Annotated in this window: 13 protein-coding genes; 8 read left to right on the forward strand and 5 right to left on the reverse strand. The window is 65.9% G+C overall.

What is annotated here, in order from left to right; genetic code table 11:
- Window positions 1-19: 19 nt before the first annotated feature.
- The 4 genes from QZY44_RS32355 to QZY44_RS32370 all read right to left on the reverse strand — a co-directional run bounded on the left by QZY44_RS32355 (window position 20) and on the right by QZY44_RS32370 (window position 4,611).
- Window positions 20-1,918 carry a V-type ATPase 116kDa subunit family protein gene (locus QZY44_RS32355; protein ID WP_295457359.1) on the reverse strand — a complete coding sequence of 633 codons (1,899 nt, stop codon included), beginning with the start codon at window positions 1,916-1,918 and terminating at the stop codon, window positions 20-22.
- A gap of 123 nt (window positions 1,919-2,041) precedes the next feature.
- Window positions 2,042-3,241: an iron-containing alcohol dehydrogenase gene (locus QZY44_RS32360; RefSeq protein WP_295457362.1), complete on the reverse strand. Its 1,200-nt coding sequence runs from the start codon at window positions 3,239-3,241 to the stop codon at window positions 2,042-2,044.
- Between the two features lies 1 nt (window position 3,242).
- Entirely contained in the window at window positions 3,243-3,539 is a 297-nt protein-coding gene (locus QZY44_RS32365; RefSeq protein ID WP_295457365.1) for an antibiotic biosynthesis monooxygenase, read from the reverse strand.
- Window positions 3,540-3,543: 4 nt separating this feature from the next.
- Window positions 3,544-4,611: a class I SAM-dependent methyltransferase gene (locus tag QZY44_RS32370; protein WP_295457368.1), complete on the reverse strand. Its 1,068-nt coding sequence runs from the start codon at window positions 4,609-4,611 to the stop codon at window positions 3,544-3,546.
- Window positions 4,612-4,841: 230 nt separating this feature from the next.
- Between QZY44_RS32370 and QZY44_RS32375 the strand changes: the two genes are divergently transcribed.
- The 3 genes from QZY44_RS32375 to QZY44_RS32385 all read left to right on the forward strand — a co-directional run bounded on the left by QZY44_RS32375 (window position 4,842) and on the right by QZY44_RS32385 (window position 7,302).
- Window positions 4,842-5,030, forward strand: coding sequence for a hypothetical protein (locus QZY44_RS32375; protein ID WP_295457371.1), 189 nt, complete (start codon window positions 4,842-4,844; stop codon window positions 5,028-5,030).
- Window positions 5,031-5,211: 181 nt separating this feature from the next.
- Window positions 5,212-6,075 carry a PPK2 family polyphosphate kinase gene (locus QZY44_RS32380; protein WP_295457374.1) on the forward strand — a complete coding sequence of 288 codons (864 nt, stop codon included), beginning with the start codon at window positions 5,212-5,214 and terminating at the stop codon, window positions 6,073-6,075.
- Between the two features lie 3 nt (window positions 6,076-6,078).
- Window positions 6,079-7,302: an SLC13 family permease gene (locus QZY44_RS32385; protein ID WP_295457379.1), complete on the forward strand. Its 1,224-nt coding sequence runs from the start codon at window positions 6,079-6,081 to the stop codon at window positions 7,300-7,302.
- 150 nt (window positions 7,303-7,452) lie between these two features.
- Here the strand turns inward: QZY44_RS32385 and QZY44_RS32390 are convergent, their stop codons facing one another.
- Complete coding sequence (locus QZY44_RS32390) at window positions 7,453-8,049, reverse strand: HdeD family acid-resistance protein (RefSeq protein ID WP_295457384.1); 597 nt, start codon at window positions 8,047-8,049, stop codon at window positions 7,453-7,455.
- 427 nt (window positions 8,050-8,476) lie between these two features.
- On the opposite strand from QZY44_RS32390, the gene QZY44_RS32395 reads away from it, so the two are divergent.
- The 5 genes from QZY44_RS32395 (at window position 8,477) to QZY44_RS32415 (ending at window position 14,639) form a co-directional block, all read left to right on the forward strand.
- Window positions 8,477-10,768 carry a Mur ligase family protein gene (locus QZY44_RS32395; RefSeq protein ID WP_295457387.1) on the forward strand — a complete coding sequence of 764 codons (2,292 nt, stop codon included), beginning with the start codon at window positions 8,477-8,479 and terminating at the stop codon, window positions 10,766-10,768.
- 165 nt (window positions 10,769-10,933) lie between these two features.
- On the forward strand, window positions 10,934-13,078 hold the full coding sequence (gene cphA, locus QZY44_RS32400; RefSeq protein ID WP_295457390.1) for a cyanophycin synthetase: 2,145 nt from the start codon (window positions 10,934-10,936) through the stop codon (window positions 13,076-13,078).
- A 12-nt stretch (window positions 13,079-13,090) separates the two neighbouring features.
- Window positions 13,091-13,978, forward strand: coding sequence for a cation diffusion facilitator family transporter (locus QZY44_RS32405; RefSeq protein ID WP_365305749.1), 888 nt, complete (start codon window positions 13,091-13,093; stop codon window positions 13,976-13,978).
- Window positions 13,979-14,161: 183 nt separating this feature from the next.
- A complete protein-coding gene (locus tag QZY44_RS32410; protein WP_295457393.1) occupies window positions 14,162-14,419 on the forward strand; it encodes a hypothetical protein in 258 nt (85 codons plus the stop codon).
- Complete coding sequence (locus QZY44_RS32415) at window positions 14,385-14,639, forward strand: hypothetical protein (RefSeq protein WP_295457396.1); 255 nt, start codon at window positions 14,385-14,387, stop codon at window positions 14,637-14,639. The genes QZY44_RS32410 and QZY44_RS32415 overlap by 35 nt, the downstream gene beginning before the upstream one ends.
- The last annotated feature ends 204 nt before the right edge of the window (window positions 14,640-14,843 follow it).

Below are 14,843 nucleotides of genomic sequence, written 5' to 3' on the forward strand. Positions count from 1 at the left end.
TTCAGTCTGGATTCAAAGTTCAAGGCGCCACGGGTCCCCGCCGCAGTCTCAGGGGGGTAAATTCATGCCCTTCCCCGGCGAAATAGCGTGAAAACCCTTCGTAATACTGTAGCCGCATCACCTGGATCATCACGATACCGCCCTCCAGCACCAGTACGAACACATTTCCCAGGATGACAGTGATCAGATGACCGAAGTCACCCATCATCCCGGCCAGCGTGAAGACCGCGATGGACAGGGCCACATGATTGATACTGAAGGCGGCCACACGCAGGAATGAGAGTGTATTGGAGACATAGCCGATGACGGTCTCCAGGGTCTCGATGAAAACCACCAGGATCTTTTCACCCAGGGGGGCCGCCAGGTGCTGCCAGGAGAACCAGGCGAGTGCCGCGAGCGCTCCGACCACCAGTAGCAGCGGCGCGGTGCCGAACGCCGTGCCGCGTGCCAGGTTCAGTCCGCCCCACACCAGCGCCAGATAGAACAGCAGATTCACCATGCCATGATGCCCGAAGACCGCTCCCCACCGGTTGCCGATGGCAAGTCGGTTGTAGATGGCGAGCAGACAGGCGATGGTGAGAAAGATCACGCCATAGCCCAGGGCGAGTTCGAGCATCAGGATCGGGTCATGTATGGGGCTCATCCACAGGGCCGGCAGGGCGTGGTCATAGCCGAAAACACTGCCGTAAACGAGGCCGAAGGCGACCGACGAGAGTCCCGCCAGAAGCCCGAACCGCCACAGATCCCCCAGTCGGGTGCGAAAGGCCCAGGCGAGCCCGGCGATCACGGCCCCCTGGCCGACATCCCCGAACATGGCCCCGAACATGGCCAGATAGGTGACGGCGAACCAGGGCGTGGGGTCCACCTCGCCGTATTCAGGGATGCCGTATTGCTTGACCAAGAGGGCGAAGGGTGTGAGCAGCCAATTCTTGACCGGCACGGTCGGCACCAGCGCGCGCTCCGCGGGCAGCGGGTCGCGTGCCTGAAGCTCAAAGGGCCGGGTGAGGGTGCCGGTCAGTCGCTCGCTCAGTGCGGGTAGCGCGTGTGCCGGTACCCAGCCAGCCAGGTGTGCCAGGTGGCCGGAACTGCGGATCGACGGGTCTAGGGTGACCAGGGGCTCCGCCAGCAGCAGGGTGCGACGCGCCTCCAGTAGCCGTCCGCGCAACGGATCGAACCACTGGGTGAGACGCTCGTGCAGGGACTCACGGTCGGTGCGCACCTGGGCCTGTCTGGTCTCCAGGGTTTGACTGAGTTGCTCGGGCTGCTCGTCTAGTTCGGCCGGGATGGCCAGTGGCTGGAAGCCGGCGGCGGCTAGCACCGCGGTCAGTTGCGTTTCCCGCTCGCCGGTCGGGCCGACGATGACCACATGCGACTGCTCCCCACGCTGCATATAGACATGGAGCAGGTGGGCGGCCAGACCCACCGCACCCTCGAGCCGGAGCAGGTTCTCGCGCGGGACGATGCCGACATAGAAGTCGAGGAACCGGGTCTTGTTGCGCAGCATTTTCAGATCGATGTCGAGATGCTGGAAGTTGACCAGGGCGGCTGCCTGCTCGCGGATCAGGCGCTCCTGGTCGTCCAGGCGTCGCAGTTGTTCCTCGTAGCTGGACGCCTCTTGCCAGGCCTCACCCAGCCAGCCGTTGAGGTCGGTGAGCTCCTGGTGCGGCACGACCCTTACTTGCGCGAGCGCCGGGTACTCCTCAAGTGGGATCAGTTTGGCGATCTTGTCCAGGCGTGCATGGGCCTGATGATAGGTCTCGCAATAATCGCGGGCCGGCAGGCCGACGAGCGCCGCCGCCGCCGGGGTCCGCGGGTCGGGGTGAAAGTTCTCGGTCTGTGCCAGGGCCAGCGACGCCTGGGGCAGGTCCTCGGTTAGGACCAGCAGGCGTACATGCTTCATGAGGCGTGGCCGCAGCATCGGCTTTACTCTCGGGTGCCCAGGAAATACAGGAGTGGCTAATATACGCGGATCTTGGCAGCCGGTCGCCAGTCATCGCACCCCCAGATGGCTGGGCGTCGATTGCTGTCCAGTGGGGTCGATTCACACCGGTCCCACAAACCGCAGGCGCAGAATCCGGTCGATTTCGGCATCGCTCAACTCCACCGGGTTAGTCTGCATGCTGGAGCCGCGCGCGTTCGCCACGATCCGGGCAAAATCCGCCTCCGCGACGCCCAGGTTAGAGAGGTATGGCAAGTTCATGTGTATGGTCCATGCCTGCAAGGTGTGCAGCAACGCGTCGCGGGCGGCCTGGGCGCCAGCGTGCGGATCGCCACCGAGCAGGCGGCCGACGCTGGCGTATTTCGCGAGTGTCGGATGGTCCGGTGTACGCGCCTGCATGGCCTCGATATTGACCCGGGTGGCCGCTGCCACCAGGGTGCCGCATACCACCCCGTGCGCGATGGGGAAGAACGACCCCAGAGGCTGGGCCAGTCCATGCACCGAGCCGAGCCCCGTTTGGGCGAGACAGATGCCGGAGAGCAGGGCGGCCAGGGCCATTTTTTCACGCCCGGTGGCGGCGCCGTCCCCGCCGTCATACCAGGATGACAGGCCATCTCGTACCGCTTTGAGCCCGGTCAGCGCCAGGGCGTCGGTGAGCGGATTGGCGCGGGACGAGCAATAGGCCTCCAGCAACTGGGTGCAGGCGTCCATCCCGTTGGCGGCAATCTGGCCCGGCGGGCAACTCGCGAGCAGGTCCGGATCGATGATGGCGTATTGCGCCATCAGCGCCTCGTCGCGGAATGACTTCTTGAAGCCGTCGGCGCCGTGACGGGTGAGCACGGCGTTTTTCGTCGCTTCCGAACCCGTGCCTGCCGTGGTCGGGACGGCAATGTAGGGTGCGGCGGGGCCGCTAAAAGGAAGCTCCGGACCGACGCCTTCCAGGTAGTCCATCACAGTATTGCCGGATCTCAGCAGGCCTGCGATGGCCTTGGCCGCGTCCAGCACGCTACCGCCGCCGATGCCGATCACCAGGTCGTATTCATGTCGGCGGTGATCCTGAACGATGGTGTCGATGTCGTCCGGCGAGGGTTCGCCCGCGATGCGCACGGTCGTGTGCGTGAATTGGGCCTCATCAAGTGCCTGGCGCAATGCTTCCCACTGTGGGCTGGCCGTGAATGAGCGGCTGCCGGTCACGATCAGCAACTGCTTTCCGTAGCGCGCGGCGATACCGGGCAGTTGGCCGATCCGGCCGGCACCGAACTCGATGCGCGGCAGCCGGGCGATTGAGAAGGGTGGAATCATTTCAGTCTCTGGGGAACAGCCCGGTCATGGGTACGCCCTGGCGCGGCTGCGCCATCATGTCGGCGACGGTATCGCGCCACGCGGCATAATGTTCCGTCTGTTTGTGCGCGGCGGCCGCCTGTGCCGTGGCGTAAGCCTCATAGATGATAAAATGGCTGGGATCAGTCGGGTCCTGAAGTACATCGAAGCGCCGGTTGCCCGGCTCCTGCACCGACGCCTCATGATTGGCGCGGCTGGCGGCGATGAAGGCATCGATTTGGTCGGCTCTAACATGGACATGGACGAGCGTGACGTGCATGGGGTTATCCGGGAAAAAGACCGTAAAGCAGACGGATGGGCGCGAGTATCCGACCCTTTGGCGCCGGAGTCAAGCGGATCACAATCAGTTCATCCCGACTCGGGAGCGTTGCCGGATAGGTCAGTCGCGGGTAGTGTGAGTCCAGAAACTCGCTAATGAATGCGTCGAGTTCGTCCGTGGCGCAAGGGGACTCTGACAAGGGGTTGATCAGACACATCCGCAACAGTGCAATCAGCGCTGCACGGCTCGGGACCCGGTCGAGCGGGGTGTCGATGGAAGCGATGACGACCGCGGTTCCTTGGCCTGCCAGGTCCCGGTAAAATCGCGAGGTGTGGCAAAACGCATGTAAATCCTGATTCGTCGCAACCTCCGCCTGGCGGCCCGTGGCCACTTGGAACGCGATACCAATCAGCGCCATCGGGGCGGATGGCTGATTGAGTACAATGACCAGTTGGCCGCCCGGTTTCAGCAGGGTCAACGCCATCCGGACCTTGTCGCGAATATCATCGAGCCCGTCAAAATGATAAAGCATATGGGACATCGTGATCAGATCAAATCCCTGTGGATAATCGCGATGCAGGCGCTCCAGTGCGCTGGCTCCCCACGGGCATGGATACACATGAGGAAACGCTTGTTGCAATACCTCGACGCACCGCCGGTTGGGTTCCAGCAAGACCAGCGTATCGGCATAGGGTTGCATCAGGCTTGGCAAATGGCCCTGCCCGGCACCGATATCCAAGACCGCAAAGCCACGGCGGCGGGTCGTGGGCAGTATCCCCTTCGCCTGCATCTGCCGGACGGTCTCGCTATTCTGGCGGGAATAGTGATGAAACAGGGTGAGTGCCTGCTCGAAAACTTCGTAATCTAACAACATAGGAAATCTCATTCCTCCGTGCGGTCCGACCGTCCCGGACGTCCCGAGCCGCGAACAGTGGCGTCTGAGGCTAATACATGACCCACAACCCGTCAAGTCGCCAGGAAGAAAAAGGACCTTGTTGGAATCCCTGGATGCAACGAGATAGACCCGCATCCTATCAGGTGTCGGCGTGGCCGCGACGATGATCAAGGTCACACGCTCGCGCCCCGCAGCACGACCCGTCTCGACCAGCGAGGTCGAGACCTGCCGGGCGGGACGGGGCGGTCATCCATGCCTGGTGCGGCTAGGTCGCGATCTTGGTCGTTGACGGCGCTGCTGCCGGTGATCGCCAACAAGCGGCCACGGATGCCTGCGAATCCGCTACACTTTGCTGGACATGACGAGCCAAACGCCCACGATTTTGGGGTAATCAGAGGATCAGATCCATGGGCGAATGTGAACAGATCGAGATCGCGCGCTATCACCGGGAGATTGTCGAGGATCTGCGGCACATGCTGAAGAAATATGTACGCATCATGGAGCGGGACGTGCCCGAGGTCGATGAACAGGCGGCACGCGCGCTGGTGATGCAGGCCCTCAAGGACTCATTAGTCGAGGTCGAGACGCACCCGTAATAGCGGTGGTCATACGCGGCAGGTCCAGCAAGGCGGGCACGCGCATCCCCCGCCCTCGCGTGACACCGCCGGCGGCGGTGTCACGCCTGTGTCAGGCGCTGTGCGCCCCGGGCGCGATGATCAAGGCCCGCGACCGGACACCGTTAGGGTTGCGCCAACCGATTGAAGGGAGACCGCTGACGTGAATTATGCCAAACGACTGATCGTTGAGCCCGGCGCTAAGGTGCGGCTCAAGCAATTCGATCCCGCCTATCACGGCAAGGGGGCGGCGGAGCAGGACCCGGAGCAGGCATTGCAGTCCGTTAAGGTCAGGATCGGCGAACTCCAGCGCAAGATGTATGGCGACAACCAGCACTCACTCCTGATCGTGCTCCAGGGCCTGGACGCCGCGGGCAAGGATGGGGTGTGCTGGCACGTCATCGGCGGCATGGACCCCCAGGGCTGCAAGGTGCAGGGATTCAAGGCGCCGACGGCCGCGGAGGCGGCACACGATTTCCTCTGGCGCATTCACCCGCACGCCCCGGCCAAGGGTGAGGTGGCGGTGTTCAACCGCTCGCACTATGAGGACGTGCTGGTCAGCCGCGTCCATAAGCTGGTCCCGCGCAAGGTCTGGCAGCGGCGCTACGACCTGATCAATGAATGGGAGCACCTGCTCCACGCCGAAAACGGCACGACCATCCTGAAGTTCTGCTTGGTGATCTCCAAGGAGGAGCAACTCAAGCGCTTCGCCCAGCGGCTGGACGATCCCCATCGGCAGTGGAAGATCAGCGACTCCGACTACCGGGAGCGCGAATGCTTCGACGATTACCTGGAAGCCTTCGACGACGCCCTGGAGCGCACCTCCACCTCCCACGCCCCCTGGTTCATCATTCCGTGCGACCACAAATGGTTCCGGAATCTGGCCGTCGCCAACATTGTGGCCGATGCCATGCAGGGGCTGGACCTGCAATATCCCAAACCCGCGTTGGACCTGGAGGAGATCCGGCGTGCCTATCATGCGGCGGAGGAAGCCGACAAGGGCAGCGGCAAGCGCAAGCGGGGTTGACCCATGTCGATCGTCCTGCTCGTCTTCTTCGTCGTCTACCTGGGGATGATGTTGGGCCATCTGCCCTGGCTCAAGGTGGACCGCGCGTCGATCGCCCTGGGCGGTGCCATCGCGCTCCTGGCCACCGCCGAGCTGACCCAGACCCAGGCGCTCGCGAGCATCGACTTCAGCACCATCGGTATGCTATTCGGGCTCATGCTGATCTCCATCCAGTTCCAGATGTCCGGGCTTTATGGGGTGCTGTCGAGCGCGGTGGGTCGGGTCCAGGCCTCACCCGTTATCCTATTGGCCCTGCTCACCGGCCTGGTCGGCATCCTATCCGCCTTTCTCACCAACGATGTGGTGGCCGTGGCCATGACCCCGGTGGTGCTCTCAATCAGCCTGCGCCGCGGCCTGAATCCGGTGCCCTTTCTGTTGGCTATTGCCTTCGCCGCCAATGCCGGATCGGTGGCGACCATCATCGGCAGTCCCCAGAACATGCTGATCGGCGAGACCCTCCAGCTCTCTTTTGCAGGCTTCATGGGCTACGCGGCCGTGCCGGCCGCCCTGTCGCTGATCGTCGTGTGGCTGGCCCTGGGCTTCTATTACCGTGGACGCTGGTGGCTCGCCCGGCCGGGCAGTGCCGCCGTCGGCGAGGAGTCAGTTGAGCTCACGCTGGATCGCCTGGAGACTGTCAAGGGGCTATTGGTCCTGGGGCTGATCCTCTATGCCTTCATTTTCACGCAGTGGAGTCGCGGCCTGGTCGCGGCGAGCGCCGGCGCCTTCATGCTCTTTAATGCCCGCTTCTTGTCCCGGGATATGCTGGACCGCGTGGACTGGGGTCTGTTGATCCTCTTCGTCGGGCTTTTCATCGTCAACGGCGCCATCCAGGATACCGGGATGCCGCAGCACTTGGTGGGAGACCTCAAAGCGGCTGGGTTCGATCTCCAGGACAGTGGGGTACTGTACGTGGTCAGCGCCGTTCTGAGCGACCTGACCTCGAACGTGCCGACCGTGATGCTGCTCCTGCCCTATGCCGCGGATCATCAGGCTGGGCCCTTAATGGCCTTGGCCAGCGGGCTCTCCAGCAATCTGATCATCATCGGCAGTCTGGCCAACATCATCGTGGTCGACGCGGCCAATCGGGCCGGGCTCAGTATCTCATTCGGAGAGTTTGCCAAGGTCGGGGTGCCCGTGGCCTTGATCAGCTTGCTGATCGCCTGGGGCTGGGTGAGGTATGTGATGTAGGTCCGTAGCCAATTGTTGGAGAGGTTGATTCCTTGATCAGTCTGTTGGCCAATCCGCGGCGACTTCGTCGCGGCCAGGGGGCCGCTCCTACCGCGCAGGAGCGGGCCCTGGCCGCGATGGCTCCGGCCGACTTGGCATGCCGGCGCAGCCTTATGCGGAAATCCGACCCTCGCGCCCCGCCCGGCGGACGGCCAGCGCGATGATGAGATAGGACCAGCCGTTGAAGACGAGCTCGATGGCGACGAACAGACCGATGACCCACAGGCCCGATATCGGCCATTGGGCCAGGATCATGGCGCCCAAGGCGATGGACACCAGGCCAGAGAGGAGCGGCCACAACCAGCCGGCCGTCGAACGCAGTTGGAACGCCATGATGCTACGCAGCAGTCCCACCGCGATCAGGAGCCCGGCCAGCACCAGGGTTAGGATGGCGGAGGCGCGCACCGGGTCGATCATGATGTCGACACCGGCCACCACGTACAGCAGTGCAATGAGGACATGCCAGAACACGGACTTCCAACCGGTACAGGTGAAGGCATGGATGAGCTGGAAGATACCGGCCGCAAGAATCAATACGCCGAAGAACAGGACGCTCACCAGGGTTAAGGCGAAGGTCATATAGAACCCGAGCGTGCCCAACGCGATCGAGCTCAGACCCAAGACCAGCAGCCAGCCCCAGTTCTTTTGTAAGTCAGGCGAAAAGGTGCCCTGGGTGGTCGCGAGCCGCGTCTCGTGGTTTGCAGACATGGTGCATTCCTCAGCTAGGTTGAATCGTTGATGTAGTGTGAATTATCCTTTTTTTTCAGAAGGAAGCTAGCTTTTTTCGTGCCTTCAGCGTCATTGCTGCCATCGGCGCAGGTGGCGCGGGACGCCAGACGCCAGGATGCGGGTTGAGTCGGTGCCTGGCCGCTGAGGGTGCCGCCAACTTTGTAGATCTCGACTTTGTGCGGCGCCCGGCATACTATGCCCGGCCGACCTCCCAACCCCCGACCTTCGTCCGTCGCCGTTGTGGACCATGGAGGGTCGACCATGGGGAGCGCCGCGGGCGTCCGGCCCGTGTCACAACCCTTATAGGTGCCTCTTGGGCGTTGAGACGACGATCGACCCGCGGGTCGGTCGCCGGCCCGTCGCCCGGACAAGAATGCCCGTTCGCCATTGATTTCGGATCACACCCGTGGATATCCGCAGAGTGCGTGCGTTGCTCGGCCCCAACCCTTGGGCCGATTTTCCCGTGGTCGAGGTCTGGTTCGATCTCTCCGACCATCCACCCGGCGAATGGCTGATGTCAGCTGGCCGGCTGCGGGCGCGTTTGGCCGCCTGCCTGCCGGGTATGGAACTGCCGCGCCGACCCCCGGCGGACCCGGACCACGCCTGGCATGGGCGGCGGCACGCGCGCTGGCTCGCCCAAGTGCTGCTTGGGATCATGCTGGAGCTGTCCGCGCGGATCGCCGGGCGGCCGACGTTCAGCCGGGTGCGCCGGACCTCCGAGCCGGGTGTGTACCGGCTCGCCTTCCGACTGGTCGAGGGCGTCCCGCCGGGCGCCTGCGCCGAGACCGCCCTGGCGATCGTGCGCGCCCTGCTGGCCGAGACTGACTGCGCATTGCCGGCTTATCTCGACGGCTTGCGCGCAGCGGCCCGGGAGGCCGGGCCGACGCCGACCTGCGCCGCGCTGCTGGCGGCGGCACGCGCCCGTGATATCCCGGTCCGGCGACTCCCCGGCGAGGTGCTGCTGCTCGGCTACGGCGCCCAGCAGCGACGCCTGTTGGGTACTGGTGTTGCCCTTGCTGCACCGGTTGCTGAGCGGGCGGCGGCGGAGCGCGAACTGCTCAGCGACCTGTTGGCCTGCGTGGGCCTCAACTGTGCGCCGCAGCCGGTGACCGGCGCCCACTATCGGATCCTGGTCGCCGGGCGACGGGTCCTGGCGGCACTCTGGTGGCAGCCGGGCCCCGGCGGCAACGGTGCCGGCCCGGTGGTGACAGACGTGAGCGGCCTGATCTGCGGGGCGGTGCGCGCCCGCGCGCTGGATGCCGCCCAGGTCTTGGGGCTGGAGGCCGCGGAGGTGCGCGTGGTGACGGCGGACATCGCCCGCTCACTGGAGTCGCAGGGGGGACTGATCAGCGAGGTCATCGCGGCCCCGCCGCTCGACCTTTATCTGACGACGGCGGGCGCTGGCCCCATCGCCGACGCCTTCCTCGACACCCTCTACCGGCCCGGGGAGACCGGTCGTATCCCGATCGCGGCCGTCTCTGGGACCAACGGCAAGACCACGGTGACGCGCTTGATTGCCCACGGGCTCGCAGTCTCCGGGCGCTTTGTCGGCATGACCTGCACCGACGGCATCTATCTGGCCGACCGGCGGATCGACCGGGACGATTGCGCCGGGCCCCAGAGCGCGCGGATGGTGCTGCTCAATCCGCAGGTGGAGGACGCCGTGCTGGAGACCGCTCGCGGTGGCATCCTGCGCGAGGGCCTGGGCTTCGATGCCTGTGACGTGGCGGTCGTCACCAATATCGGCGAGGGTGATCACCTGGGGCTGGGGTGGGTCGACACCGTGGCGGGTTTGGCCGAGGTCAAACAGGCGGTGGTGCGCGGGGTCGCCCCCCGGGGCACCGCTGTGCTCAATGCCGCAGACCCACTGGTGGCCGGGATGGCCCGTTACTGCAAGGGCAAGGTGCTGTTTTTCGGTCGCGACGGCAACCATCCGGTGATCCTGCGGCAGCGCCGCGAGGGCGGGCGGGTGGCCTTCGTGCGGGGGCAGGACCTGATCCTGGCCGAGGGTGAGACCGAGTCGGTCCTGCTGTCGCTGAAGCAGATTCCCCTGACCGGCGGTGGACGGATCGGTTTTCAGGTCGAGAACTGCCTGGCCGGCGCCGGTGCGCTATGGGCACTGGGCCTTCCGCTGGCGACCCTGGGCGCCGCGTTGGAGACCTTCGGCGCCGACCTGGACAAGAGCCCGGGGCGGTTCAACGTGCTTTCCATCAACGGCGCCACCGTGGTCTTCGACTATGGCCACAATCCGTCGGCCCTGCTGGCGATGATCGAGGCCCTGGCGGCCTTCCCACACGGGCGGCGCTTGGCGGTCTATTCGGCGGCGGGGGATCGGCGCGACGCCGACCTGATCCGCCAAGGTGAGATCCTGGGCCACGCCTTCGATCGCGTGATCCTCTACGAGGACCACTATACCCGCGGGCGCCAGCCGGGTGAGATCATGTCACTGTTCGCGCAGGGGCTGACCCGCGGCGACCGGGTCCAGGAGGTCCAGACGATCCAAGGCTGGCAGCACGCGGTGGAGGCGGCCCTGTGGCTGGCCCAGGTGGGCGACCTGATCCTGATCCAGGCCGACGTGATCGACGAGACCGTCGACTATGTCCGTGCCCGCTTGGCGGAGAGTGAGGCATACCAGGGGCTGCCGCTGGACCTCCCGGTGATCGCGGTGCTCCCCGAGCCGGCGGCGCCGCTGGCTTAAGGGGGGATGGTCCGCGCAGCGGACCCTACGCGGCGGCTTCCCGTGCGTAGGGTCCGCTGCGCGGACCAAACGGCCTTTTTTTCTTAGGCGGTGCTTGCGACCCGGCGGGGAGCGGGCGCCCATCTTCATGCCCAGCCGAGCTGTGCGCCGGCGCAGGGGGTCAAATTGCTTCATATCCGCCGCCTGCGGGTCCTGCGTGGACCCAATATCTGGGCGCATTTTCCGGTGATCGAGCTGTTATTGGACCTGGGGGAGATCAAAGACCGCTCCTCCGAGGAGATCCCCGGCTTCAATGACCGGCTCAAGTCCTGGTTGCCGTCACTGGTCGAGCACGAGTGCAGCCCGGGTGTGCGCGGTGGCTTCTTCCAGCGGCTGGACCGCGGCACCTACCTGGCCCATATCCTGGAGCACGTCACCTTGGAGCTCCAGACGCTGGCCGGCACCCCGGTGGGGTATGGGCGTGCCCGGGAGACCGAGGAGGACGGGGTTTACCGGGTCGCCATCGAATACGAGGAGGAGGCCCTGGGCTGTGCCGCGGTGGAGACGGCCCGTTCGCTCCTGCTCGCCGCCATCCATGACCGGCCGTGCGAGGTGGCGGCCGAGTTGACACGCCTGCGCGACCTGTGCCACGAGGTGCGCCTGGGTCCCAGCACCCATGCCATCGCGGTGGCGGGCAAGGCGCGGGGTATCCCGGTGCGGCGTTTGGGTAGCGAAAACCTGTTGCAACTGGGGTGGGGCCGGCGGCAGCGGCGGGTCTGGACCGCCGAGACCGACCGTACCAGCGCCATCGCCGAGTCGATCGCCCAGGACAAGGACTTGACGCGCATGCTGCTGGCCGCCGCGGGGGTGCCGGTGCCGGTGGGGCGGCCGGTCACGAGCGCGGAGGAGGCCTGGCGGTTTGCCCAGGAATTGGGCGCGCCGGTGGTCGTCAAGCCACGCTACGGCAACCATGGTCGTGGTGTGACCACCCATCTGGATACGCCGGGGCAGGTCGAGCAGGCCTTTGCCGCCGCCTGCAAGGAGGGGCCGGACGTCCTGTGTGAGCGCTTCATCACGGGGTCCGACTATCGCCTGCTGGTGGTCGGCGAGCGGTTGGTGGCGGCCGCCCGGCGTGAGCCGGCCCAGGTCATTGGGGATGGCCAGTCCTGCGTCCGCCAGCTGGTGGCCGAGGTCAACCGGGACCCGCGCCGCAGCGCCGGCCATTCTACGGTGCTGAGCCTGATCGAACTGGACCAGACCGCACTGGCGATCCTCACCGATCAAGGGCTGACGACCGAGTCGGTGCCAGCGGTTGGCCAGCGGGTGCCGTTGCGCCACAACGCCAATCTCAGCACCGGCGGGACCGCCGCCGACGTGACCGACCTGGTACACCCGGACGTTGCCGCGCGCGCCGTGGAGGCGGCCCAGGTGGTCGGTCTCGACATCGCCGGGGTCGACGTCCTGGCGCAGGATATCGGTCGGCCCTTGGAGGAGCAGGGCGGCGCCATCGTGGAGGTCAACGCCGGGCCGGGGTTGCGAATGCACCTGGAGCCCTCGGCCGGTTCGCCGCGCCCGGTCGGTGAGGCGATCGTCGACTTGTTGTTCCCCGCCGGCGAAGACGGGCGCATCCCGGTGGTGGCGGTGACCGGGGTCGGCGGCGCGACGGGCGTGGCCCGGCTCATCGCCCGGTTGATGCGTGCCCGCGGCGACCTGGTGGGCCTGGCCGACGCCGACGGTTTGCACACCGGCGAGCGCGCGCTAAGCTCCCATGACAGTACCGGTCCCGAGGGCGCCCGGGCGCTGCTGCTGCACCCGCGGATGGCGGCCGTGGTGCTGGAGGTGGCGGGGGAGGGCATCCGTAGCGAAGGGCTGGGTTTCGACCGCTGCCTGGTCGGCGTGGTGACCCAGGTGGGGGTCGTGGCCGAGCCGGTTGCACCGGGCGGTGAGTCGGTGGATGAACTGGTGCGGGTCAAGCGTTGTGTGGTCGAGGCGGTGACGCCTGACGGGGCTGCCGTGCTCAATGCCGAAGACCCGCTGGTGGCGGAGATGGCGCCGCGTTGCCGGGGTGCCGTCGTCTGGTTTGCGCGCGACCCCGGGCACCCGATCGTCACGGCCGCGCTGGCCGAGGGCGGGCGGGCGGTGGTGGAGCACGATGGTTGCATCTGCCTGGCCACCGGCGAGACGCGGGAGGCGCTGCTGCCACTCTCGCGAGTGGCAATGACCGCCGGGGACCCGTCCGCTGTCCATGGGCAGGTGCAGGGTCATCTGGCCGCCGTCGCAGCGGCCTGGGCGCTGGGGTTGCCCCCACGACCTGATCTGTACCGTGCTTGAGGCCTGCCCGCTATGACGATGACCAATGACAAGGCCCGCCTGTTGCGGCTCGCCACCTATGCCTCGGTGGCGACCGCCACCCTGTTGATCCTGGTCAAGCTGGGTGCCTGGCTGGTGACCGGGTCGGTCAGCGTGTTGGCGAGCCTGGTGGACTCGCTGATGGACGTGGGGGCCTCGCTCGTGAACCTGCTGGCGGTGCGCTGGTCACTCCAGCCCGCGGATGAAGACCATCGGTTTGGGCACGGCAAGGCCGAGTCCCTGGCCGGGTTGGCGCAGGCCGCCTTCATTGCCGGCTCCGCGGTGTTTCTGGCCCTGGAGGCGGTGGATCGCCTGATCCATCCGCAGCCGTTGGCCCAACTCGGGGTCGGGGTCGGGGTCATGCTCTTCGCCATCGGCGCGACCCTGATCCTGCTGGCCTTCCAGCGGCGCGTCATCCGCGAGACCGACTCCACCGCGATCCGCGCCGATGCGCTGCACTATGCCACCGACCTGGCCACCAACTCGGCGACCCTCATCGCGCTGGCGGGTGCCTTTTTCGGTTTTCCGGGGTTGGACCCGATCTTTGCGCTGGGCATCGCCGTCTTTATCCTCTACAGCGCCGTGCAGATCGCCCGCGAGGCGGTGGACCTGCTGATGGATCGCGAATTGAGTCCCGAGGATCGGGAGAAGATCCAGACGGTGGCGGCCGCGGTGGCGGGGGTGCTGGGGGTCCATGGGGTGCGCACGCGCCGCTCCGGGCACACCCCGGTGATGCAAATGCACCTGGAACTGGACGACAACCTGCCCCTCCTTGAAGCCCACGCCATCTGCGATCGGGTGGAGGCCGCCCTGCGCTCCGAGTTCCCTGGGGCGGACATCACCATCCACCAGGACCCGCGCAGCCTGGGGCCTGAGGGTTAGCCGTTTCAATCCTCCTGGTGACATCGCTGCGCGGTGTCACGCCTGTATCAGGCGCGCGGCGCTTTGAATCTCGCTTGCTTGAGTTGCGCCATGTACCTCAGTAATCTGGACACTTGGACTTACCGAGGAGGATGCCGTGCGGAAACTTGACCTGCACCAAGGACGAGCTCGGGCGCCGGCGCCGTGAGCTCGGACCCAAATGCCGACGACGCACCGCCGCCGGAGCGGCCTATCCCGACCCTGTCCCATCAGGACGAACTGCTGCGTGACTGTCTCATTGATGACCTGGTCGCCCAGAGTACTCGCCTGGACGAACTGGCACGGCAGTTGATCACAGTGGAACTGGCAGTGCCCGGGCTGTATGTGACCGTGTTGCGGTTGGTGGCCGGCGAGAAGGCAAGGATCGTTGCCGACCACCAGACCCGAATTCCAATGCTGTAAGTGCGAGCGCTGCTTCGGCCAGGTGATCGACCTGGAAGGCGAGCCCGTGATCATCGTCGAGTGCCCCTATTGCGGCGCCCAGTGCAAGATGGACCTGGCGCCTTACCGGCAGCGGGTCGTTGTCGTGCACCGTGGTGCCGGCTCCGAAAGCGGCGCCGAGCGCTGGGAGCTTCCGGGCATTGTGCCGACCTATCCCCAGGACGACTCGACGCAGCGCTGACCCATGCCGACTCAGGTTGCCAGGGATGCGTTCGTCATCCGCCCGCCGGCGAATCTGCGACAAACCCATCCGGAGCTGAAGCCCCTCGCCTCCGACCTGGCCCTGAGTTACGTCCACCGTGAGCTGGTCGACGATGAGCGCCTGCGCCGGATCGGCGAGTCACTGTGGCGGGCCGCCGGCGACCCCGACGCGTTGGACCGGTCG

It is taken from the genome of uncultured Thiodictyon sp., from assembly GCA_903837595.1.
Taxonomy (GTDB): Bacteria; Pseudomonadota; Gammaproteobacteria; order Chromatiales; family Chromatiaceae; genus Thiodictyon.